Origin of the sequence: Paenibacillus sp. LjRoot153, from assembly GCF_964253085.1 — a bacterium.
GTDB lineage: Bacteria > Bacillota > Bacilli > Paenibacillales > NBRC-103111 > Paenibacillus_E.
The window spans coordinates 336,042-359,707 of the sequence record NZ_CAXUQH020000002.1 but is presented as its reverse complement, the minus strand read 5'-3'; the positions used below and the strand labels follow the sequence as shown (position 1 = coordinate 359,707).

At 36.6% G+C, this 23,666-nt stretch carries 25 protein-coding genes and 1 riboswitch; of the genes, 21 read left to right on the top strand and 4 right to left on the bottom strand.

Going from position 1 to position 23,666, the window contains the following annotated elements; genetic code table 11:
- The first annotated feature begins 6 nt into the window (after positions 1-6).
- From ACSQ8P_RS37050 to ACSQ8P_RS37030, 5 genes are all read left to right on the top strand, one after another.
- The gene (locus tag ACSQ8P_RS37050) at positions 7-960 is read left to right on the top strand and encodes a hypothetical protein (protein ID WP_436239977.1); all 954 of its coding nucleotides are present in this window, start codon (positions 7-9) and stop codon (positions 958-960) included.
- Positions 961-1,622: 662 nt separating this feature from the next.
- Positions 1,623-2,552: a hypothetical protein gene (locus ACSQ8P_RS37045; protein ID WP_436239976.1), complete on the top strand. Its 930-nt coding sequence runs from the start codon at positions 1,623-1,625 to the stop codon at positions 2,550-2,552.
- Between the two features lie 48 nt (positions 2,553-2,600).
- Positions 2,601-2,879: a GIY-YIG nuclease family protein gene (locus ACSQ8P_RS37040; protein ID WP_436239975.1), complete on the top strand. Its 279-nt coding sequence runs from the start codon at positions 2,601-2,603 to the stop codon at positions 2,877-2,879.
- Positions 2,880-3,348: 469 nt separating this feature from the next.
- Entirely contained in the window at positions 3,349-4,053 is a 705-nt protein-coding gene (locus ACSQ8P_RS37035) for an anthrax toxin lethal factor-related metalloendopeptidase (RefSeq protein WP_436239974.1), read from the top strand.
- A gap of 408 nt (positions 4,054-4,461) precedes the next feature.
- Positions 4,462-4,791, top strand: coding sequence for a hypothetical protein (locus ACSQ8P_RS37030; protein WP_436239973.1), 330 nt, complete (start codon positions 4,462-4,464; stop codon positions 4,789-4,791).
- A 149-nt stretch (positions 4,792-4,940) separates the two neighbouring features.
- On the opposite strand, the gene ACSQ8P_RS37025 is transcribed toward ACSQ8P_RS37030, so the two are convergent.
- Entirely contained in the window at positions 4,941-5,303 is a 363-nt protein-coding gene (locus ACSQ8P_RS37025; protein WP_436239972.1) for a response regulator, read from the bottom strand.
- Positions 5,304-5,404: 101 nt separating this feature from the next.
- A riboswitch (cyclic di-GMP riboswitch) is annotated at positions 5,405-5,493 on the bottom strand.
- Positions 5,494-6,269: 776 nt separating this feature from the next.
- Here ACSQ8P_RS37025 and ACSQ8P_RS37020 point away from each other — a divergent pair.
- The 10 genes from ACSQ8P_RS37020 to ACSQ8P_RS36975 all read left to right on the top strand — a co-directional run bounded on the left by ACSQ8P_RS37020 (position 6,270) and on the right by ACSQ8P_RS36975 (position 15,691).
- Entirely contained in the window at positions 6,270-7,697 is a 1,428-nt protein-coding gene (locus tag ACSQ8P_RS37020) for a toll/interleukin-1 receptor domain-containing protein (protein ID WP_436239971.1), read from the top strand.
- Between the two features lie 425 nt (positions 7,698-8,122).
- Positions 8,123-8,635 carry a hypothetical protein gene (locus tag ACSQ8P_RS37015; protein WP_436239970.1) on the top strand — a complete coding sequence of 171 codons (513 nt, stop codon included), beginning with the start codon at positions 8,123-8,125 and terminating at the stop codon, positions 8,633-8,635.
- A gap of 42 nt (positions 8,636-8,677) precedes the next feature.
- Positions 8,678-8,920, top strand: coding sequence for a hypothetical protein (locus ACSQ8P_RS37010; RefSeq protein WP_436239969.1), 243 nt, complete (start codon positions 8,678-8,680; stop codon positions 8,918-8,920).
- 245 nt (positions 8,921-9,165) lie between these two features.
- Positions 9,166-9,981 carry a GIY-YIG nuclease family protein gene (locus ACSQ8P_RS37005; protein WP_436239968.1) on the top strand — a complete coding sequence of 272 codons (816 nt, stop codon included), beginning with the start codon at positions 9,166-9,168 and terminating at the stop codon, positions 9,979-9,981.
- 909 nt (positions 9,982-10,890) lie between these two features.
- Entirely contained in the window at positions 10,891-11,178 is a 288-nt protein-coding gene (locus ACSQ8P_RS37000; protein WP_436239967.1) for a hypothetical protein, read from the top strand.
- Between the two features lie 525 nt (positions 11,179-11,703).
- Positions 11,704-12,075, top strand: a complete 372-nt coding sequence (locus tag ACSQ8P_RS36995) for a hypothetical protein (protein WP_436239966.1) — start codon at positions 11,704-11,706, stop codon at positions 12,073-12,075.
- A complete protein-coding gene (locus ACSQ8P_RS36990; protein ID WP_436239965.1) occupies positions 12,072-12,608 on the top strand; it encodes a hypothetical protein in 537 nt (178 codons plus the stop codon). Before ACSQ8P_RS36995 ends, ACSQ8P_RS36990 begins: the two co-directional genes overlap by 4 nt.
- A gap of 54 nt (positions 12,609-12,662) precedes the next feature.
- Entirely contained in the window at positions 12,663-12,959 is a 297-nt protein-coding gene (locus ACSQ8P_RS36985; protein WP_436239964.1) for a hypothetical protein, read from the top strand.
- A 54-nt stretch (positions 12,960-13,013) separates the two neighbouring features.
- A complete protein-coding gene (locus tag ACSQ8P_RS36980; RefSeq protein WP_436239963.1) occupies positions 13,014-14,720 on the top strand; it encodes a type IV secretory system conjugative DNA transfer family protein in 1,707 nt (568 codons plus the stop codon).
- 137 nt (positions 14,721-14,857) lie between these two features.
- Positions 14,858-15,691 (top strand): S1 RNA-binding domain-containing protein, encoded by an 834-nt coding sequence (locus ACSQ8P_RS36975; RefSeq protein ID WP_436239962.1) that lies wholly within the window; start codon positions 14,858-14,860, stop codon positions 15,689-15,691.
- A gap of 118 nt (positions 15,692-15,809) precedes the next feature.
- On the opposite strand, the gene ACSQ8P_RS36970 is transcribed toward ACSQ8P_RS36975, so the two are convergent.
- A complete protein-coding gene (locus tag ACSQ8P_RS36970) occupies positions 15,810-16,031 on the bottom strand; it encodes a zinc ribbon domain-containing protein (RefSeq protein WP_436240006.1) in 222 nt (73 codons plus the stop codon).
- A 43-nt stretch (positions 16,032-16,074) separates the two neighbouring features.
- Positions 16,075-16,350 carry a helix-turn-helix domain-containing protein gene (locus ACSQ8P_RS36965; protein ID WP_436239961.1) on the bottom strand — a complete coding sequence of 92 codons (276 nt, stop codon included), beginning with the start codon at positions 16,348-16,350 and terminating at the stop codon, positions 16,075-16,077.
- A 136-nt stretch (positions 16,351-16,486) separates the two neighbouring features.
- On the opposite strand from ACSQ8P_RS36965, the gene ACSQ8P_RS36960 reads away from it, so the two are divergent.
- Both ACSQ8P_RS36960 and ACSQ8P_RS36955 read left to right on the top strand, forming a co-directional pair.
- A complete protein-coding gene (locus ACSQ8P_RS36960) occupies positions 16,487-17,209 on the top strand; it encodes a hypothetical protein (protein WP_436239960.1) in 723 nt (240 codons plus the stop codon).
- 709 nt (positions 17,210-17,918) lie between these two features.
- Positions 17,919-18,899 carry a type II toxin-antitoxin system PemK/MazF family toxin gene (locus ACSQ8P_RS36955; protein WP_436239959.1) on the top strand — a complete coding sequence of 327 codons (981 nt, stop codon included), beginning with the start codon at positions 17,919-17,921 and terminating at the stop codon, positions 18,897-18,899.
- Between the two features lie 318 nt (positions 18,900-19,217).
- On the opposite strand, the gene ACSQ8P_RS36950 is transcribed toward ACSQ8P_RS36955, so the two are convergent.
- Positions 19,218-19,349 (bottom strand): hypothetical protein, encoded by a 132-nt coding sequence (locus tag ACSQ8P_RS36950; RefSeq protein ID WP_436239958.1) that lies wholly within the window; start codon positions 19,347-19,349, stop codon positions 19,218-19,220.
- A 716-nt stretch (positions 19,350-20,065) separates the two neighbouring features.
- Between ACSQ8P_RS36950 and ACSQ8P_RS36945 the strand changes: the two genes are divergently transcribed.
- From ACSQ8P_RS36945 to ACSQ8P_RS36930, 4 genes are all read left to right on the top strand, one after another.
- Complete coding sequence (locus tag ACSQ8P_RS36945) at positions 20,066-21,214, top strand: recombinase RecT (protein WP_436239957.1); 1,149 nt, start codon at positions 20,066-20,068, stop codon at positions 21,212-21,214.
- 135 nt (positions 21,215-21,349) lie between these two features.
- Positions 21,350-22,039, top strand: a complete 690-nt coding sequence (locus tag ACSQ8P_RS36940; RefSeq protein WP_436239956.1) for a CHC2 zinc finger domain-containing protein — start codon at positions 21,350-21,352, stop codon at positions 22,037-22,039.
- A 538-nt stretch (positions 22,040-22,577) separates the two neighbouring features.
- Entirely contained in the window at positions 22,578-22,898 is a 321-nt protein-coding gene (locus ACSQ8P_RS36935) for a hypothetical protein (protein ID WP_436239955.1), read from the top strand.
- Complete coding sequence (locus ACSQ8P_RS36930; RefSeq protein WP_436239954.1) at positions 22,895-23,650, top strand: PD-(D/E)XK nuclease family protein; 756 nt, start codon at positions 22,895-22,897, stop codon at positions 23,648-23,650. Before ACSQ8P_RS36935 ends, ACSQ8P_RS36930 begins: the two co-directional genes overlap by 4 nt.
- Positions 23,651-23,666 lie beyond the last annotated feature (16 nt).

Below are 23,666 nucleotides of genomic sequence, written 5' to 3'. Positions count from 1 at the left end.
GATCTAATGGATAAGGACACCGCTTACGCAATAGGTATTTTTTTAACATTTATTATTTCAGCGTATAATGCACTTTTTTCATTCCTTAATAACCGAAAGTCGAGATTCGTGGAAACAATTACATCTGAAAGAATTAAGTGGATGAGTTCTTTAAGGGACGAGTTTTCAGCTTATTTTTCAATTGTTGATCAAATTGACAGAAAAGTATTTAGAGATAAAGATGTTTTCGAATTAAACGATAAGTTAGTAGCAGGTAATGCGAAAATTAAATTGTTACTTAACCACAAAGGTACAAGGGACAAGAGTTTGTCTTTTCTTGTCGATCAAATTAAGATTAGTGCTAACAAAATGGCTCAAGTTATTGATTCCATTAAATCTACACAGACCAATCAATATGTGGCAAATCTGATATTACCAGAAGCAAAAGAGATTGATGAAGCACGGCATGCTGATTATTTAGATATGCTTGATTTAAGCAACTGCGATGCTCTTGTTTCAAAACTCATTCAAGATGATTTAATGATTCTTATTAACAACGGTGTTTTCATGAGTGAGATGAGTATTGATAAGATCAACACGGATATACAAGTCGAACAGTATTATCGGGATGAAGATTTTTTTCAAAATAGAAATTATAAACAAGAAGAGAAGAGATTGAAGAACCTCTTATTTAAGCATAAAGTGTTAATTCATATTTGTATTAATATCATTACAACGCAACTTCAGGGTTATTTAAAAGATGAGTGGGAAAGGGTGAAAGATGAATCCGAATTGGGGAATTTAATCTATACTGTTGAGAACAGAGTGTGGAAGAATTTTAGCGATATGAAACGGTTTAATGAGGTTAGAAATTGGATCATTTTGAAAGGGTGGCATGACAGACCGTTGTTAAATAAAATAGCGATAATATTGTCTATATCTGCCATCGTACTTGCTTTTCTTTCGCTGATATTAATTTGACATCAAAATGCAAGAAACAGCAAGAAGAGTGAATCAATTAAGGAAAATAGGAAAAATCAAGTGAAAACATTTATTAGATTTATTACGGATAACTATAGTTCAATCACAACATGACGGCAGCCAGCACTCGATCGGCTGCCGTCATCTGTTGAACGGGAGGAGAGTTTCACAATAGTTGTTCTCACCCAGTTGAATCCTTATTAGTGTGTTATTAAAGGAATTTTTTCTTAAAATTACTTGAGAGAAAACACAACTATGAATTTACAATTATAAATTCGTCTATTGAGACAGAGCGACATTGATTTTGTTAGCAGGTCATGATATAAGCTAACCTCTAGATTACGTAAAGAGTTGCTGGGAAGAAAACCAAAATAATAAAAGAGTTACACTCATAGTGATATATGACAGTGAGTTTGTAGGTTGGGGACATGTCGTATATAAATCACAAATATCCCAGCGTTATTGAAAACGGTATTCCCGAAATTCAAAACTTTGACATCATCCCGCACATCAGAAAACGTGGGATAGGAAGTGTATTAATTAAAGCTCTTGTAGAAAATGACACTAAACGATAATCTTAATTAATCTTGAAAGAAAGAGTGTGATTCGAAATGAAGTACTATTTTATATCAAAACTCAATTACCTCAAAATCACTACAAAAATGAATAAAGGGACCAATATATTTGAAGAATTGAGATTATCAAATAGTAATGAGCGAATTAGAGAACACTTTAGTGAAGAGATTTTTATACGTATGGTGGGTCTCCTGGAATATAATAATTTGTTTAATTCTTGTTTCGTATATTCAATGGGGCTTATCAGTGATTTAACGCATAATTTTAATAAATACAATACTAAGAAGGATAAGTTGCTTTTCTTGGACTATTACATGTTACTAACACAGTCACTAACAACAATGTTATGGCTTATTAAAGATCATAGTATAGATACTGAGTTGGGATATCTTGTAATAAAAGATGAATCTGGAATCGATGTGACAAGCAATTTTCGCGCAAATCAATTTACCAACGCTAAAGGCTTCCATGAAGAGACAACATTTAGTCATGATGAAATATTAAAAGCAATTGATTATAAATTAATGTTTACAGACCATTCTTTTTTTAAGAGTAACCCTGCTTCAGCAAGTCGAGACTTTCTATTAGAAAAATCTAATAGAATTGAACGATTTTATTACTTTTTACAAACTGCAAGAGGTGAGGCACATATTCCAATTAAAATCGTACATTACTGTACAATGCTTGAAACATTGTTCTCAACTGATACACAAGAAGTAACACATAAAATTTCTGAAAGAACCGCTAAATTTATTTGCAATACTTTAGATGAACGAAAGGTGATTTTTAATCTAGTTAAAGAAGCATATAAAATTAGATCAAGTACAGTTCATGGAAGTTTAATATCTCCTAAGAAGTTATGGTTTCTTGAAGAACAGACTAAAATATCCGTTGAGTTGGATAATCTAATGAGAAAAATATTTCGTAAAATATTAGAAGAGAAAGAAATTAATGAACTATTTATGAAAGACGAAGAGTACTTAAAAACTTATTTCGATAATTTAGTTTTAATGTAGGCAACCAACGATTGTGATATATGCTTGAGGGGCGAGCGGTGGGGCTACATGAACAAATGGACCCCGGAGAGTATGTATTTTGTCTACCTAATAGCATGTGAATTTAAAAATGATATTTTATTGAAAATCGGAAAAACGAGATGCATTCAAAATCGTTTAAAAGCTATTCAAACCAATTGTCCTCATAAAATCTCAAATATTTTTATAATTACATCTGAATATGAAGAGGATATTATTGGCCTAGAAAAACTAGTACACAAATTATTATTTAATCATAGCTGTAAACTTAATGGTGAGTGGTATTTAGGTACAAAAGAGTTTTTTTAGATTTTTTGAAGATCTGGAGAAAATTAATAACAGACATTTTTGTTTTGACTTTATCTACGAAAATGAAGATAGATTTGCATTAGAAGAAATTGAAATTCTCCTTCACAAACATAACTATCAATTTTATGTGATTCAATTACCTATTTTTTCAAGATTAATAAATGTAAGTGATATGGTAATAGGCGCACAAACGATGTATTTACGAGCTGTTAGTAGTACGAATGTGACTCATCCTTCCAAACTAAGGTAAAGCCATTTTGAATGACTGAAATAAAAGCTCGGTGATTATTTTTCTTGGAGTTTTGTTGTTTATTCCCACATTTCTCACAATTCATTAGAGAATCTGTGCGCAACGCGGCAGTCGCAGGTCTTTTAATACAGTGGAGCTGGCCGATGGGTTGACTGATCTGGTTCATATGGCTTCGACAATTAGTTACTTTCCGAATGTATAAAAGGAGTATGAATGAGAATGGAGCAAGTTTATTTTGCAAAGAATTCTAACACAATAATGAAACTTTTAATAATAGGTGCAATACCAATTGCACTAATAATGATTTTGATTTCATGCAATTCGTCACAAGTAGAACATGAAGAATTAACTAAACCAAAAGATGCAGATCTGATATCAAGAAATGTTGTTAATGTATATGCATACAAAATACAAAATCCCACTGAAAATAATCAAGTGAAAGTTCTAATTACTTCTCTTCAAAATCTTCCTAAAAGAGTACAGGATATTTTAGTTGTCAATAAGTACGAAATATTTTTTATAAAGAATTTCTCGGATGTCTCAATGAATACAAATGATAATATCAGTGGAAAACATGATCCTAAAAATAAAATAATCATGCTTAAAATCGAATCAATTGATTATTTAAATACTTTGATACACGAAGTAGGCCATGCATTTGACTATAATAACAATTCTCAAAAAGACCAGTATTCTTCTAATTCTGATTTTATAATTGACTGGAAAGAAGAGTCGAAAAAACTATTTACTAAAGATGTTATGCCAACAGGAAACGATGCGTATTTCTCACATGTATCTGACGATCCAGCTGAATACTTTGCTGAGTGTTTCGCTTTTTATTTAAACAATGAACTTACGAGGAACAATTTACAAAAGTATGCTCCTAAAACATATAAATATCTAGAGCGAATCTTACACACGTAAACCTGCGGACGATATGGCAGCAAGTGCCGGTTGACAAGAACATCGTCCGAATGAAGTCCGCGTAAACCGCGGGATTTTTTAGTTATCGGATCAAGTTGTTGTCATTTGTTAATGACAACAACATTGTCCGATTGCCGACAAGCAGTAGACTGACCTGTAACTTGCTAAACAAACGGGAGTTTAACGCAATAAAAGATATATAAATGATCTCGCGAAAATGTTATAATTTGTAAATATACAAACAAATTGACTAATGAAATTCTTAAGGGGAGGTAGCATTGAATAAAACAAGAATTAATCTGATGTGCTTTGCATTAGGCATTCTGATAAGTACAGGTGTCGTTTACTTGTTCCTCTCAACACCAACGAAGTCGATCAAAATTATGGGTAATGCTATTGCATACAACGTTGAAACTCAAATACATAAGACAATTCCCATCCAACTCGATGGTACCTTTGATAAAAGTGAAAATGCATTTAATTGGAAAACTGAACGTCGGGGGGACTGAATTTAAACATACTATAATCTCAAATGGTTTCCAGATTATATCTTATGATAATACTACTCGTACCCTTATTGGAAATGCCTATATAAATTCGGATATGACAGAAATATCATTAGAATTTAACAAAGAGAAATTCTTAATTTTAAATACAGGTGGTACTTCTGTACTTAGCTATTCAGCAAAAAATTTAACGGAAGCCGTGCAATTAAACAAAAAATTAAAGGGACGGTGAAACACATACTGCGCAAGGGGAGCTTTTGTTACGCTAACTGGGAACGTTTGTTCAAAAAGAAACCATGAAGACCTCTTGAAGTAACGGGAAGTGTGGGCAGCTAATTGATGGACAGTTTTCTTGAGTTTTGTGAAACAGTAAGTAATACATCATAGATTTAGTAACTTTTGTACTGCATCTGCTACCCTATCTTTATCAAAAGGCTTCACAATAAAATCATTAGCACCTAAAGAAATGGCTTCAATAACAAAAGATTGTTGCCCCATCGCTGATACCATTACTATCTTTGAATCACTGTTGTATTTTTTAATTTCCTTTAAAGCAGTAATACCGTCCATCTCAGGCATTGTAATATCCAACGTAACTAGGTCTGGAGAATGTTGAAGAAACTGAGATACTGCCTCAAGTCCATTTGATGCTTCAGCAACAATTTCATGCCCTAATTCTGATAAGATGTTCTTTATCATTAATCGCATAAACATAGAATCATCTACAATCATTAGTCTTGCCATTTAAATTTCACCTCAATGGGTAGGCTTATTACCCGTTATTATATATGAACATAAAAAATCCCCTTATAAAGAACAAAGGGGATTATATATCTCTCCCTGGGTTCGGTAGCTGGCAAGCGTAGCGAAATAAATCGCCTTAGCCCCTTTAGCTTTGCGTCACTAATTTTCATTAGTTTTGCCCTTATCGTATACAGAAGAACTAATATCAAGTTTCTAAAAATTATAACATCTCTATTACTAGTAATAAAGTCCTAGATTAAGAGAAAAAGATTAAATTTAAGCTCCTTACTCAATTAAAACGAATTAGAAAATCTTGGTTTTTTAATGTATTAGGGAATACTTTCTGGTTTTAAAAATACGGAAGTAATCGATATATAGAATTTGAGTGTTTACCGCTTGCGGAAACTCCAGAATTATGGAAACCAGGTGTCACTGTCCAACATTCCAAAGCAGAAGTTGAAATTGTTTGTTGGGATTCTGGACTCACTCTTTTGATTAGTAATGATCAATCCATAATAAAAAGATTTATGGAGGTTTTAAAGACGCTAAAGACCTCGATAACTATAAGACATCTTGTGTCATATAGTCGTGACCGTCAAGCTGACGGATAGCTTTAAACTCTGCTAAGACATTTCCATTAAACACCTACTTGTTGTCGGTATTCATTTTCCCTATACGCTGTCTTAATTGGTACAAAGCAATTTTAGATCAATACGCAAGTTTCCATTCTGACCAAATTTTATTTGAGTATCTCTAAGTAAACTAAAAGAATTCTTCAGTCTATTACCAGAGATACCCATATTTTAATGTATATTTTACGTGTACAAGCCTTTGCCCAATCTCGAAAATTGCATGTCCAGTAACCTGATTAAACGAGCCTATCTCTGCTGCGATTCTTTTAACTAGTTTATGTGCTCACTTAGTGTATAATAATGGTAAATATTTAATGGAAAGCAGGCTGAAGAATTGTCAATTTCTGAAAAACAAGTTTTCATTTCTTACTCTTGGACTGATGATGCACACGAAAAGTGGGTACTAGATCTTGCAACGAAGTTAGAAGAGAACGGGATTGCTGTTCATCTTGATAAGTGGGATCTTAAAGAAGGACATGATAAATATGCATTCATGGAGAGCATGGTTACATCTGACAAAATTGATAGAGTTTTATTGATTTGTGATTCAGGATATAAGAAAAAAGCCGATTCGCGATCAGGTGGAGTAGGCACAGAAACGCAAATTATTACACCAGAACTATATGGTAAATCAAAACAGGAAAAATTCATCCCAATACTCGCGGAGAGGGATGAAGAGGGCAAAGAGGTATTTCCTGTATTTGTTTCATCAAGAATATATATAGATCTCTCTGACGAGAACACCTATGAGGAAAATTTCGAAAAATTACTAAGATGTATTTGTGATGCTCCGCTCTATAAAAGGCCAATGCGTGGAAAAGTTCCTGCTTTCTTGTTTGATGAAACATCCGTTCAATTTCAAACATCTTCTGTAGTACGGAAGATGGCTACTGCACTCGAGAGAGCTCCAAAAAGGTTGAAATATTTGTGGAGCGAGTTCACTGAAAGCTTTTTTGATTCTTTAGAGCAGCTTGACATAAAAGAAGTTCCAGACGCAGCATTATTGGACGAACAAGTTTTTGAAAAAATTGAGTCCTCTTTACATTTGCGAGATGATTTTATAAAAGCTTTTAATATTATGCTAGAATCAGACTGTTTAGATAGTGACCAAATTATTGGATTTTTTGAGGAGATGTATCGATTTACTGAATTTAAAGGAGAAGGTAGTTATTACGATGATCAATTTGATCAATATAATTTTTTGATTCATGAACTTTTTCTATATGTCATAGCAATCTTAATTAAAAATAAATCGTACCATCTTATATCAGAAATAATCTTCGCAGACTATAATTTGAAATCGAGATTCTCTGGCAATCAAAAGAGGAACTTTATTGTATTTAGAACATATGCAAGTTCTTTAGAGCGTAGAAAACAAAGACTGCAATTAAATCATTATAGCTTCCATGCTGAAACTTTAGTTAAAAGGATTCCGAAAGCACTCAAAGAATCTTTTTTGGCAGCCGATATTGTTTTACACTATATTTCAAGTATTTCTATTCAGAAAGATTTCAACGATTATAATTGGTTTCCTATAACATATTTGTATTTTGAAAACTCAATTGACATTAAGCTTTTATCTAAATTTAAATCAAAATCACATTTTGAAATTGCGAAGTCCATATTTAATGTCGAAAATCCAGATCACCTTAAAGTATTAATTGATTCATACAAAGGAGAAAGAGGATACCAGTCAAGTTTTAAAATAATACCAAATATTAAACATTATATTAAACCTGAAGAAGTTTGCACGTTACCATAGATTATTAATGGCCTCTAATGAAATAGGGGCTTTTCTAATATGCAGATATTTTCTCCAAAAAAGAGGAATTAGGAATTTGATATTTATGAAACATTCTCTTTATCTCAATTGGTAAATGAAGTGTAATTAAAGTTTTAGATATTCTTCTTAATAAGCATGGGGTTGAAGGGAATAAGAAACATGGGTTAATCATGAATTTCCTATTGCGTGGAGATTATCGAGTGTCATTAGATACGCTCTTTGTACCCAAAGAATATGTAACAAGGACGTTGAAACAAGAGTTTGTTGCATTCTGCACTAAACCTGATGTGATTGAAATGGTAGAAAATTTATACGCTTGGTGGGACTAAGCCAAAGAAAATATGAAAGAGCAATTTTATTGAGTTGAACTGATTCTGTCATGAATAGGTGGTCTATTTGAGAAAATGAGCGAAATAATACAATCAGCAGCCAGTGCCTACTACTTAGCTTATAAATGCCTAATAGATAAACACAACGAGGTATGCGAATTTTATAACGATACTTTTTCGGTATATCTTTTTCCGGCTATTACAAATGCCGCCTTTTCCTGCGAGCTTGCCTTAAAAAGTATTTCACACTCTGAAAGTGGGAAAACACCAAAAGGTCATGACTTATATAAACTCTTTAATAAACTTTCTGAAAGAACTCGTTCGGACTTTATGGAAAGAACAATAGCAGCATATTATTTCAAGTCTGAGAAACACGGTAAACCTCATCGTCTTTCAGAAGAGGAATTTATAGAACTCCTAAAATCACATAAAGATACTTTTACAATCTGGCGTTATTTTTACGAACAACGTAATGATGCAGATTTAGACTTTATTGAAGCGTTCATGTTTTGTTTAAATCGTATAGAGGACGAATATAGTTTATATGTTTCGAACAGGTTATCTTTAAGTAACAATATTAAGGGATAAAACATGGAATTTATCTGTTTAAAAGCAAAGGAGAGTCATATTGTGTACGATGAATCTTTTATTACTGACACCGTAACACGACAACGGTTTGGAGAAATGGATTTAGTCACAAGAAGTGAAGCAGATAAACTTTATAAGAAAATTATCGGTGAAGTATATAGAAAATTAAAAAACTATGGTTTTAAGAAAAAGGGCTCTGTTAGTTTCGTAAGACTTGATAATGAAATGTTTCAAATAGGGGCTACGGTTTTGATTCACTTGAAGGGATTAAAGACATTAACTTGATTGAAATAGCTGTATCTTGGACACTTGATGATACATTTCAGAATGAAATATCAGAAATTACAATGGCAATTGCAAATTATTTTTCCTAGATAGTTGAAGATGATCGAGAGATATAAGCCAGATATTTAGACCCTTCATGATTACTGTTAGATGAAAATAAAGTGTTAGACTGGCGAGGGCAGTAAACTGAGGTACGGGCAGAGTTCAGTGGAAATTGGTTTTTAAAAAAGGTGAGGTTCATAAGAATGGATAATGAAAAGTCGCTAGAAATCCCTCGAGTGTTGTCAGAAAGAGAAATTTCTTCTCAAAGAACTGTTGCACTATCTGCTCTGACTATAACAGAAGATGAACGGAAATGGATAAGACAGGTATTAAGTGTCCAATCTGAACCAGGAATAAAGCCGTCATATTTTTATTTGAAAAAGAAAATTGCTGAACGAAATGGCTCAAAAAAAATGACAAGAAAGGATTTAGATAATAAAAGGAAAAAATCGAAAAATTTCACTCCAGAAATGTTGCTAGAATTTAGGATTAAACATGTAAGAGAGAACGAAGAGAATTTCCCTGGTATTTATATCATCTATAATTCTGTAAAAGATATGTATTACGTAGGTCAAGCGGAAAGAGTATTGGATAGAGCTTATAATCACTTTATTAAAAATGGAGGAAATCCAGAAGTATATAAGGATTATTGCTCAGGAGATCAATTTAGCATAAGTTTAATACCTCTAAAGGATACATCTTTTACAACGTTAAGCGAGTTAGAAGATAATGCAATAAGGGCATATGACTCGATAGCTCCAGATGGTTATAATATCAATCCGGGTAATGTAATCGACGGATTACCTTTTTTTAAAAGTGAAGAATATCAAGAGGTTGCGGATTTAATACTAGATAAGATAAAAGAAACCGAAATATTTTCTACCCTTTCAAATCAAAAGAAACGAATGAAATACACCCAGACTTTATTGTTAGAACTTGGAGTTCCAAGTAATGTCCATTTTTTGGTTAACTTTGTGATGATGATAACAAAACATCGAAAAGCTAAAATAAAAGGATAATAAGTTAATAATCTATTATTTTTGGATAAAGATAATTCAATGAAACAGCGACTGTCTAGGATTTTATTTTCTCGTACTAGGCTGTCGCTTTTTCAATTTCTAGGGTCAGTCTAATACTTATTTCATGGAGTATAACGGTTTGACTATTCGATATGACTCGTGGAATAAAGACATCCAGTCTAATACTTTATTTTATGCTGACAATTACGTAGAACGATAATTCAATGACAAAACATGAGAATGCTGCCGACGATCATTTTCCGGCAGCATTCTCAGCTATTTGAACGAGAAGATTAGTGCAATAAATGAATATGTTTTTGTGGTAGTATTTAACACATATCGTAAATTATTTTAATAATTTAATTATCGTGGTTTGTAATTAAGATGATTAAATAATAGCGTATTAAGCAAATTCTGCATAACAAGAAATGTTGGTGTCAGGTGACAAGAACATTGTCCCATTAATCGCCGTGTAAAATGCGGTCTTTTTATCCGTCTATTATACACATTTTCCCGTGTTACACTTATTACAGCGATTTGGAGGTGGGAACATGTACACTATGGAGAAGGTAATTTTCGGAATTACATTAAATACAAATATGTGTTCGAAAAATAGGAGAAGTGGGGGAAGAGACAAATGGAATACATAGTCGTAGACGCTGATATTTTGGAAATAGCTAGGGCTGACTAAAAACAATACAAGAGACTGGTGACAGTAAATACCGAATGCGTTACGCCATGCTAAAGAACGCTGGCACCGCCGAAGCCTTGCGCGGGTTGACAGAACTGTAAGCAGCCTAGGCTTACGCTATGCGAGAAGATCTGGGGACGTTAGATGTAGAGCCAAGGATGAAAGTTTTCAAGAGTTTCCAGGGACGGTTGGCATTATAGTAGGTGGAGGTTGGCTTTTTGAGTAGTAGAGAACCCCGTAATGATCGTGAACTGCGTGCGATACACCAGGCTCAGGAACAAGAAGTTAATGCGCCTGGTCCAGATAAGGTTGAGCTTATCCCACTGAATGATGGACGTATCATGATACCTGAATATGATGTTGATGGGAATCTAATCAATAAAACATGGGGGATGGTACCGCATCCCAATGAAAAACCTGATCCATTAGTTGATGATGTGATGACTTGGGAGGCTGAAGTAGGATTGTTTATAGCTGCCATGAAGAAGGCTGGATTAGTTCACTAATAAGAATAAGTAGACAGGTACACTCAAGGTAATTTCACAAAAAGTATTGTCAACGTAATTGGGAAATGTTATCATTGACAATGAAGTGGCGGAGCTATGTCCACACTATATAAAACGTAAAAACCCGTGCTGACGCATAGGTTTTTTTTTGTTGTGTGGCCATTATTAATAAAGGGGGGAGGGCTTCTCGTGATATTTAAATCACAGATAGTTCAGATTCTAGTTTTTCTTATCTTAGCAGCTGTATTAGTTATTGGATTAAGTTTAAAAGGTATGGAAGATTACAAAAACGCACCATATTCTCGGCACTATGACATACCGGCAAAAGAAGTCTACTACTAAGTAATAGAATTATGAACGCTCGTTAAACTTTCCAGTACTGAAGGAGAGAGTAACGGGCTTATTTATGTTTTCTATAAAAAACAAGGGGGAGTCTAATAGGATTCTTAGATCTATTCAAAAAGAATAAAAGTACAGTCAATACTTCCTATTTTAGTTTACGTCAGGTTGTTGGAAAAGATCGAAATGGAGTGGAAAAACGTATCTGAATGGCGGCTAGGTCAGCTCTTATCCGATGCGCTGAATCAAAAACGAAACGGAGCGCAGCTGGAATCTATTTCAGATGAAGAATGGATGAGTCTATTCTTCCTGATTAAATATAACAAGGAAGAATATGATTTATCTGTCTTAGAAGAAAAACATTCACCAACGCGCATTCCCATCATCATGAAAGTCATTCGGGAATATTGGAAAGCCCATCCTAACTTAACGTTCAGTCAGATCATAGCAACTACCCTAGAAAAGCAGCATCCTGGTGGAAAGTTATATGGCGCGAGAGATAGTATTTGGCAAACGCTCATTCTAACAGAAACTCCTTTGAAAGGGGTGATTAGTTGAAAATTGATGCCCTAGTCAAAATAATCGGAATCATCTTTTCTCTGATAATGGGGATAGCGGTATTTGTGGGTAAACCAACAATGTGGCCTAGTGTCCCTCTAGTCTTAGCAGTTCTGGTACTGCTCTGTGCTGCCTGGGAAAAGGTAACTATGGACAAATCTATGGATATTCTTTATCGATCAATCGGGCTTATATTCATTGTCAGTGCATTCGGGTGCAAGATCTATCAATCATGGGGACAAAATGTCCTATTCTTCAGACCTGAAACAATTATGAGAATCGGAATGATCATTTTCCTTGTAGCTGGCGGGTATTTGATATTTCTTCTAGGACATATCGGAGATCAATTCAAAAGAAAAAGGGGAAATATTGAGAAAGAAAGCATGGTTTTGATTGAAAAATCATGGGCAGAACAGTGGGAGTCCTTTAGGAGATATATATTTAAAACTCCTCCCAGCCCTAAACCTGTTGACGGTGATCTAGACGGAGTATTTTTCGAGTTAGGGGAAGTCGTCAGGGAAAATCGAGATTGAAAAAGAGAAACTGAATTGAAGGAAGAACGAAGTTTTAACTTTACTGAAGAAGTAATGAGTAGAACAAATCTGCAGGAAACCCCGTTTTTTGCAATTCTAGCTAAAAGTCTACTGGGGGTCATGGAAAAGAATATCTTACAGAAAGACAGCAGAATAAGCATAAAAGAATTAGCTATCGAAGTATATGGGCTTGTAATAAAACTCTTGGCCATTACAATTGTTGGTTTTGATCATACCAAAATGGATATCGAAACGAATATAATTTTGAAAGAAACAATGGATGAAGTCGGGCATATCCAGTATGAGCCCCTTCGATCAGCCGTACTTATTTGTGAATGTGGATTAAAGTAAGTTATTTAAGTTTGGTAACTTGATGTAGAGGTAAATCATAGGGGGAGGAATGATATGGCCTTAGCAACACAAAAGGAAAAAATCATATGGGGTGGGAAGGATAGCTTTACCCATATGCTAATCGTTGGTCCTACTCGATGTGGGAAGACTGCAACGGTTTTAAAGCCAATGATCTATCAGCTCCTTCTGGCCAAAAAGCGCGGCATGAGACTGGGGTTATCCGTGATTGAACCTAAGGGTGATGTTGCAAGAATGGTTGCTGATGTTAGCAGCGGAATGGGACTAAAATGCAATCATATCGACCCGTTAGATGAAAATACCGATCAGTTTAATGTCATGGAAGGAAATATCGAAGACGTTACAGAAGCAACGGTCGTTGTATTGAAATCACTATTCGGTAAGCAAGAAGCTTTCTTCGCTATTATCCAGGAGCTATCAACAAGAAAGGTCACAGAGTTGCTTAAGCGACTGCATGGTGACAATATTAACTTGTTTGATGTGGTACGTACTCTCCGTAATCTTGCAGAGCTCGAGAGAGCAGTTGTAGAGCTTAAAAGTCGTGAGGGAGACACGGATCTAGTCCAATTCTTCGAAAGTGAGCTTTTAGGGGCCCAACGTGAGAAATATCAGCAGTTTGTTATCGGTCTACGGGCGCAGATGGAGAATATAACATCTAGCTCACGCTTAAAACGTATTTTAGAAGGAAAAAGTAGCTTTAATTTGGACGAACATTTTGAAACTGGTGGAATACTTGCAATTAACACCGCAATGGGAAAACTCAGAAATGCTGGTGATGCTTTCGGACAATTTGCTATGATGCACTTAATGAGCGCAACATATCGGCGTGGCGGAATTGAAGATACACGGATCCCGCACTATTTGTTTGTTGATGAGGCAAGTCGATATATGAGTGCAGAAATGGAACGCTTTTTATCGATCGCAGCTGAGTATAAGACGGCTGGGATTTTTGCTATTCAATCATTAGCGCAGCTGGAGGTAGAAAGCGGTAAGATATCTGGAAAAGCGATGAAGCAGGCTTTCATGACATCATGCCGGAATAAAATAGCCTTCACAGGATTAGCTGCTTTAGATGCGAAAGAGTTTCAAGAAGAATTTGGGAAACGTCCAGTAATAGTGCGTCAATCAACCTTTTCTCCAAATTTATTTGCACCTTCCATCATGCCAAATAGTTATAGGGATACTGATAATGATGAGTACCGTTATACCTATACGCAGCTGATGGATGGGTTACCTAGATTTCATTATGTAGCTAAGTTATTACAGGATGGGCATCCTCAAAAACCACAAATAGGAAAGGGAATATTTATCCCGAAAAATTGGAAGGAAATCCTTCTTGATGAAAATTCAAGAGCAATAAAAGACATTAAACAAGATAAATTCAATCTAATTCACTGGGCATCTAAAAACTATGGGAAGCTTGTTAAACTCGATCCCACATATGATAAGCCCGAAGATGATGAAGATGAAGAAAACGATGAGTTGCCCTTTCAAAATAAAGTGCGGTTTATTGCTCCAGCTGTTGAACAGAAAGAGTTAGATATGAGCCGAAATTCAAAAGTACCAGATGAGAACGCTCCAGAAACAGAGATCGCTACAACCAGTTTTGAAAAAGAGCACACCGAAGAAGAAACAAACACGCGTTTGAAGACTGAGATCGAAGCAGCATTAAATAATGGCAGAAGTATACGTGAAAGAAGCGATAAATCAAAAAATGATGATTTCTTTAAGGATCTCATTTAGATAGTCTGAATTGTAGCGTGGAGAGGATACAATCCTATTCATGTCTTTTTGCCGTTTTTTTATTTAATCATTTAATCAATTAGTGACTTCATAACCAAAAAATAATGAACCCGCACAAGGGAAGGGAGAAATTAATCATGACAGAATTACTAAACACCTTAGTAGAAGGATTTGATCCAACGAAAGTTCAGCAACCTCAAATTAATGAAGATTGGCAGAAAATTTATGCAGCTGTTCAAAACAGTATGATTTTACAGGCTGAATTATCAGGAATTGATCTGTATTCGGTAGGCAAAGGAAAACAAGAGTTGTGTGGCCATATTCAACTGGGTGAAGTGAGAGGGCTATTACCTCTATCCATGTCTGGTGCAAAGAGCGAACAAGAATTCCGGAAATTAAACGGCCATGTAATTGCTTTTAAAGTCGAAAACTATGATCGCAACAATAATCTATTTACTGCTAACCGAACTGCAGCATTAGAACACATGTCTGGACTTTTATGGAGCCGGGCAGAGCAGGGGGCGAGGCTTACAGCAGTCATCCGAGAAGTGAAACCAATGAGTATTACAGTCGATATCGGTGGACAAACAACGCGCATTGAGCGTCAAGAAATATCCTATGCATGGATAGATAATTTAACTGAGAAATACAATGTCGGTGATCATATTCAAGTTGAAATTATACGACTCGATAAAGAAAAGAGACTTATTCAAGTATCCCATAAGGCAACATTGAAAAATCCTTACCCAGACTGCTTACTTCGATTCAAACAAGCAGGAGAGTACCCAGGGAAGGTAACGGGCGTTGTAGAATATGGTTTCTTCGTTAACGTGGCTCCAGGCGTTGATGTTCTTTGTAAAAATATTCGATCAATTGGTACTTATCAGAAAGGTGACAAAATCATCGTTAAAATCAAGAAAATTGATATGACCAAGAAAGAAATGTTTGGTGAAATTAAACGTCGAGTTTGAAAACTCACACGAATGAATTCGCATGATTCTTGGGTTATCTCTACTACTGTAGGGAAGTTAGCCAAGCGTAATCCGCATTTCCTGCGGGTTAGCGACGATTAACCTGCCGCTAAAATGTTCAATCCTTCATGCTTGATGTGATGTTTTGGCTGGCATTTTCGTCGCGGTCATGAACGGTACAACAATTTGAACACGTCCATTGTCGCAAGCCGAGTTTTTTAACTTCTGGATTATGGGTTCCGCACACATGACAAAGCTGGCTCGATGGATAGTTTTTTGCAACTACCGAGATCGTGCGACCATACCAGTTCGCTATGTAGGTCAGGAACGAGCGAAACATTACCCAAGACACTTCGGCAATCGATTTCGCCAGTTTGTGATTCTTAATCATGTGGCTTACTTAAAGAACGATCAAAGCTATCCGCCACATTGCGAACGGCTGACTGTAAAGCAATACTATCTACTGCTTCAAGCCATGAAAAGTCAGCTTTTAAAAGTAATTGGGTTGCACAGGCATAATAAGATAAGCCTTTTCCCGTTTGGTAGTAGGCATCCTTCCATTTAGAAAGAAAATGGTTAAAGACGAAGCGGCAGCGAAGGACGTTCTCTTGCTCCTTGGTTGGGTAAATACGAAACCGATACGCTTTATGTTGTAGCAAAGTTCAAACCTCCTTTCTTAGATCTTATACGATTATTTTAGCACATATGTTCGTTATTAAAAGAAAAACAGTCGAGAACACTCATCAGTAAAGTAACCAGTATTCTCGGATGTTAATAAAGGCAGGTGTAGTAAAAATGTACGACTTCAGTCCGCTATCTGTGACATATGAGTGGAGGTACGATCCATGCATACTTCGTACCACTGATGAAAGCTCGTTTAAATTTGCTAAAGAGTCCGTATCCCTTCAGCCCTATGATAAGATGGCACTGACAACACTGCGAAATATCGGGATTATGGGAACAACACAATTCGTAAATCTGTTTTATCCTGGCAGGATAGCAAAGGTTAAGAAGCTCGAGAAAAAGGGATTTCTTCAAAAACATAGATTACTTAGAGATGGAGCTGAGATGCACGTTTATACGCTGGGGATCAGCTCCTTTCACTTGTTTGATTTATGGGGAATGTTAAATTATTGGGTAGCTTACCGTACAATAGACGTTCTACGTAAGATGATATTTTTTAAGGTGTGTGAGAAATTCATCGCGGAAGGTAACAAGCCGAATGTCTATACCGGCAAATTACCTTGTACTGGAACCATAGAGATGAAATCACCATTGGATGTACTGATAGTAAAAGAGAATACCGCGGATATTCAAAGTGAATGGCGGTACAGCCCTCCTGATCCTAATAGGCATTTGGTTGTTGTTACAGAGAATTTGAACTTCCTAAAACCCTTACAAGACATTTTAATAAAATGCATAGTAGTCAGGGTAATTTTAGAACAGGAACTATATGATCGTAACTTAACTCTTGCTTCTTTGTTTTATAGATGGACAGGTGAAGGTTGGTCAAAATGAGGAGCGCTGATATTGCAGCGCCATAAAATACTATCAAACTCCATAAGGAGGGGAGATAGAAACACTAATCCCTTGGAGAAATCTTAGAGCTTAATATGAGTAGCGCCTGTTTAAGATATTATTTCAAAGTCCTAGTCCGGCGCTGTTTCCATTTCAATAAGTTTTTTTGTCATTACGCTGCAGCGGCTATCAGGTTACTTTTGATAATACCGCATTCACGCTACGTAGTAATTGTCCAGATGGATCAAGATGTAGTTCACGATGTAAAGTTTTTTATTGGTGATAGTAAATGAAATAGTCGAGGTACCAGATATAACAATCTTGTTTCGTACAGCCAAGAGTGCTGTTCCTCATCGAATATCAAGGTTTAAAATTAGACAAGCAATTAAGCATGTGTTATTTCGTCGAACCGCTGTACGAATCGATCTAGAAAGATATTCGAGCTTCAGCAGCGCTATATTAGGCCTACTGGTGATAATTTTTAAGTATATTACTCGTTTAAATAAAACGGTTGGAGGCTCTCAGAATTAGTCTCAAATCAGTAAGATTTTTTTGTGCTGGTGCGGACAAGGCAGTAAGGGATGTACGCTTGGCTGCAAGCAATGGGCAACGATTCAAAAAAGTACTTCATATATCTATATGTGGTCAGAACATGTATAATAAACTCTATTGCTGTCATTTTATGATAGATTGACAAGGAGAGGAAGACGTGGATCTAATCACTATGCTTGGAACGATTACAAATCTTCATGCCGTAGATCCGGCTGTAATCGCTCAGCTTCAACAGGTATATCGGGACTTAACTAGTGCCAACAGCCAAAACGTTGCGGGTATCCTTCGAGATATGGATGGGTTATTCAAAAAAATTTCAGGGATGTCGGCTGGCGACCGGCAAGAGCTTCTTCGGCGCTTAGAAATTATGGCAGTGGCCCAAAATAATACATTTACGAATGGGAACCGCTTCATGAATTTCGGAACCCCACCACCTGTTGCGGCTCGTGCAGGGAGCATCACCACAACTTGGACTCCTCCACCGCAATTTCTTACTGAAGTGAAACCCTTTGATGTGATTCATTGTCATTTAGCCGGGGTCGGTTTCGAGTATACAGGTGACCATTACGCCGTAGTTTTGAATGCTAATCCTATGTTCGAAGTCATAACCATTATTCCAACCACAAGCAAGACGAAGTACGAGTACCCCAGCGTATTCAATATTGGCTCTATATCAGGACTTCCTCTAAATTTAACTACCCTAAACATAGACAAGTTGCTGCAAATTTCTCGGCTGCGGATTACAAATAAGTACGGCAACTTAAAAGGTGCCACGGATCCGTTAGGCCGAGACGTAGAAGAACGGATTAAACATGGCATCGCGGTATATTACGGTGGGGAGGAATCTCTTGAAAATATTGTGCGGACTCAATGTAGCGTGGCTATGCCTAAGGATCTGGCTGCATTTAATGTCATTCGGCACGTCCCTGCAAAATGGGTTGATTACCGGTATGTGGGACGTGATGCTGTCCTGGACTATCGGTTATGGAACGAGACCGATGTCCGGCAACTAGAGATGATATTACCTAATACCCGCTATCAACTTGCTAAAAAGCGGGACTTAATGAAGAACTTATTCTATAAATCCGGATTTGATCAATCCAATGCCGTAGCGGAGTATACCAGTATTTTTACATAAAGACTACGAAAGCCGCAGACGCCGCTTGCCATTAGACATGCTACATGCTATAATGACCTCATGAAACCCAATGGGACGCTTTACCATCTTTTATGAAAACTAGCGGAAAAGCAATCGGATAAACCCGGTTGCTTTTTTTGCGTCTCGGCTACATTTTAGTTTGGATCTGATTGCAATAAGCGGCTTTACCATTAAAACGAAATGAGAAGGGATGATGAAAATATGCTACTAAAAAAATGTCAAGGTAAGGTATCACAAAGAGGAGTCTATATTCAAGATAGAATTTTCTAATCCAACCAGGCTCTCATATTAATTACGTTATTGATCATCATCGAACAGTTGAGGGTAGCGAATATGCTCAAAAATCATAAGTTGGCTGGACGTACCTTGAAACACGTTGATACGTTCGCTCCAACGAGCCAAACGTGTCATGTCTGCGGTTTCGTCCATAAAGAAGTAAAAACCTATTTGGTGCGGCAGTGATTATGGCCATCCTGCAAAACAATGCATGAACGTGACGAAAATGCAGCACAGAATATAAAACAAATGGCTTTGTAATCATTTGTAGAACTGCGGGAACCGCAGGGATCTCTTGCTAAGAAAGAGACGATTACTTCTCTGTTCGCAAGAATTCCCCACTTCAAGCTGTGCTAAGTGTGGGAATGTTCAATTACGGCTTGTCAACAATCAAATTATTGATTAAAATAAGGTTGTATTATTTGTGTAGGCTGTTTTGCTAATTTGATTTTAAAATCATAGCACAACAGACTGAATCCCACGCAAAGATTTCCCCGTGAAAACGAGCAGGAAAATGGATTGCGTATAAACAGAAACAACACGTTTCTGAATCCTAGTAACCCTCTATGTGAATATGAAGTATATAGATGTAGGGAACGGATTACGAGTTATCTCGTCAAGGTAAGACCAACTTTGGTTCAGCCATTACACTTCGTTTAAGATAAAGCCGTTTTGATATTACCTTCTTTAGGTATATCAAAAACGGCTTTTTTTATTTCCTGGACTTAGTCTAGGATACATTCAAGTTAACCGAACGCGCGTTATACCGTAACCATCCGGGAAACGTGCGTTTTGTTATATAAAAACACACTTGTAAGTCGTGATCCGTGCAGAAATGAGCGGCATGCTTAGTAAGGGAGGATAACAATATGGAGAAATTACTTAAATTCAACCAGGAACAACTGAATATGATTAAACACATCGTAGCGCTAGAAAAAGGGACAGAGATGGAACTCAAGCTGTTTGTTGAATATTGCGAAAACGTTGGATTAAACCCCATAATGAGACAAATTATGTTTCAAAAAAGGGAAGCAAAACTTGGACCTAGATGGACACCTCTTACTACAAGAGATGGTTACCTATGGAAGTCCCGTACTTCACCAGATTATGTTGGTGCTCCTCTTGCAGGCGTTGTCCGTGAAGGAGATGAATTCGCGTTTGATAATGTCACTGGATTAGTAACACATAAATTCGGTGCCAAGCGAGGAAATCTTCTGGGTGCGTGGGCAGTAATGAGGCATAAAAGATACGATACCATCAGTACTTTCGTTGAGTTCAAAGAATACTCTGAAGCTTGTATCAATAATCCAGTATGGCGCTCCAATCCAACTGCAATGATCCAGAAAATTGCGGAAGTCTTTGTAATGAGAAGACAATTCCCTGTTGATGGATTGTATACGATTGAGGAATTTGGAGTGAATGCAGATCTTGATGGATTCGGGGAAGATGCAGATATTACTACAATGCTGAAACCACCAGTTACAGCTGAATCTGTTGAACCTACCGTTCAGCCCATTAAGGAAATAATTGAGGTTAGTACTACTACTTCAGAAAATGAAAATCAAAATCTCACTATGCAAACTGAAGAGAAATCTGAAGAATCAGCAACTACATCCTCCACTGTTCAGAAACCGGAAAATCCAGTCCAAGAGCAGAAAGAGGAGGAAAAGGTCGTGTCAGAACAACCTATTGAATCCTCAGCCATACAAGTGGAACCAGAAGCGCCGGTCGCGTCCCAAAGTGAAGCTGCTGAACATAGTGCAGTAGTTGTTCCTCCAAATGCAGAATTATATACAATCAAATCTCGCAGAGAAGGTAGGACGACAAGTAAAGCAAAATTTTTATATTTTAGTCTTGTACGATCTGATGGTACAAATTACACAGCTCTTGCAAGAGACGAACATGTACTGAATGCCCTGGAATTAATTCCAGATAACTCCTCAGTTATGATCGCAACTAAAAGTGAAAATGGATTTAATTTTATTGAATTTGCATTTAAAGTAACACAAGCTGCATAAAGCACTTGATGTTCGAAAAATGGGAATGGCCAAATATGGCTGCTCCCTTTTTGCGTTTAAAAATAAACTCCTGTGAGGGTATCGTAAAGCCAAGAATGATCAATAACGATAGCTCACGGAGAGGAGGATGAGGGCATGGCACAAAAGGGTACAAGATTTCCGGATATCGTCAGTTACGCAAATGAACGTGGGATTCAATTTAAACCACGTCAGAATGACGGTAAAGACGAGGTTTATGCAATTTGTCCATTTTGTCATCACCATAACTTTAAGCTTTCCCTCAACCCCGTAAAAAACTGTTATCGTTGCTGGCATTGTAGTGAGGTGGGTGGAATAGCAAGTTTCATTTCGAAAATTGAAGGCGTTAGTGAGGTAGAGGTAATTGACCGCTATCGGTCCCAAAAAACTCGGAATGTACATCCTGCACTGAAACTAACTCATGAGCAGCGTCGGCTAATTGGTTGTGCAAAGTTACCCGATTGGGAATTGATGAGGAAGCGAGATCCTAAGTATTTCAAACTTACGTTAGATATGCTCTGGGAAACATGGAAAGCCAAAGAACAGGAATTGCGTGAAGATGCCTACACTCATTTGTATATCAGTATTATTACTGGTGAAATCAAGGATTCTGAAAAAAAGGAACGGATAGTGACCTCGATCACAGAGATTGGTCGCAGAATCAACGTTCCAATTCTAGAAGAGTTAAGAGTAGCCTATCGAGCAAAGCCTGACTGGGTTAAAACCATAGAACGCAACACGGATTCACTTTTCCAATCAATAAAAACAAAAAATACAACGACTGTTGAGAACCAGCATGCTGGATAAAAAGGAGAATACAAAATATGAGTAACCAGAAAAAGAGATATCGGAGTGATAGATGCTTTTTTATCCTTAAATGGTTTTTATTGATCTAACGGAAGACCAGTATGCCGTCGCAAGATCAGATAAATGAAGCAATTTTTGTAAAATATTATATTTTTTCAACCCAGAGTGGGGACAATTGCAATTAAACGACAACCCCCACTCGAAAGGACGATATGTAGATTAAAAGTAATATGGTTGTTTCAATTTGGGCTAGAGTCGGTTGTTCTATTAATTTGAATAGAAAGATCTTAGAAAATAAAAGTCTCGAAGCTGCACTTAATGATGCTTTTGAGAATGGACAAGTCATCATTAGCGGTGAAACGATTCTCCGGAGTGAGACGATAATGAAGAATACCAAGACGACAATAAGGATTTAGGCGACGTAGCCGAACTAGGTAACTTTAAAGTAATTAAAATGAAACCAGTTAAATAATACACCCTTGCTAAAATAATCAAATTCCCCATATACCATAAGGAAAGATAAAAGGTGGTTAAAGGTATGAATTATGGCATCAAGCGACTTCAAACATCAAAATGGTTAATCCAACGTAGTGAGTCACACATGCAGTTTGTTGAGATCGTTTCGATGCCAACTGAAGTGCATACTTTAATTGAAGAATACCAAATAAAGATTACCGAAATGGAATTTGGACCTGAATCATCGGAAATCCTCGAAGAGGTCAAGGCTCTCATTACTGAGGCTTATGCTGCCAGTGAATGGACAGGTTACTTTGAGTCCGCTATGGACAATGACACTCTTGCTTCTTTACTTTGCAAATATGGCATTGCTTATAAGCAAACGAAGTTTGATTTCTCATGATCTTTTCATTCTCTCGCCTGGTTCTATTTGAGTGCTGTATGTATCGGGGTTATAACAAATACATCTTAGGTAAAGAAGAACAGATGACAACTCCTCTTGCTATCGGCAAGGCTGTACATACAGGAGTTGAAGCGAAACTAAATGGTAAGGTAGAAACAAATGAAGAAGCTGCATATTTTGGCGCTGTAGAAGTCGATTTTTTTGATGGAGTAACTTTCGAAGAAATTGTCAAATTAATTAGTAGAGTTCCATCATACTATTTGCAGTTATCAGCACAACGAACGGAAGTTCATTTCCAACTTCCTTTATCCCAAGAAAATAACTCACCCATTGTACAAGGCTACATCGATGTACTACAACCAGGATTAGGTTGTAATGAATTGCAACCAGGGGGGAGTGCGGAAATCGTTGACTGGAAAACAAATTGGAAGATGGATCCCAATCGTCATATGAAGCAGCTTGCGTTATACGCTTGGGCAACTGAGAAGATTACAGGAGTCGAATCTGTGCTAGCTACTGTGTACTACCTTCGATTTAAAAAGCCGATAAGTATTAACATTCCGGCAGAAAAAAGATATGAAGCAGCTCAATGGGCATTAAAACTCGCCGAAGAAATTTTAACACGGGTTGAAATGATTAAGTTGCAACCCGAGAACGTGAAGGCAATATTTCCTGCTAAACCTTCTAAGGATTGCCGTCATTGTCCGTTAGCTGCAGAGTGTGTGGTTAAGTTTGCACTTCACGCTAAGTGATGGACTGGATTATATA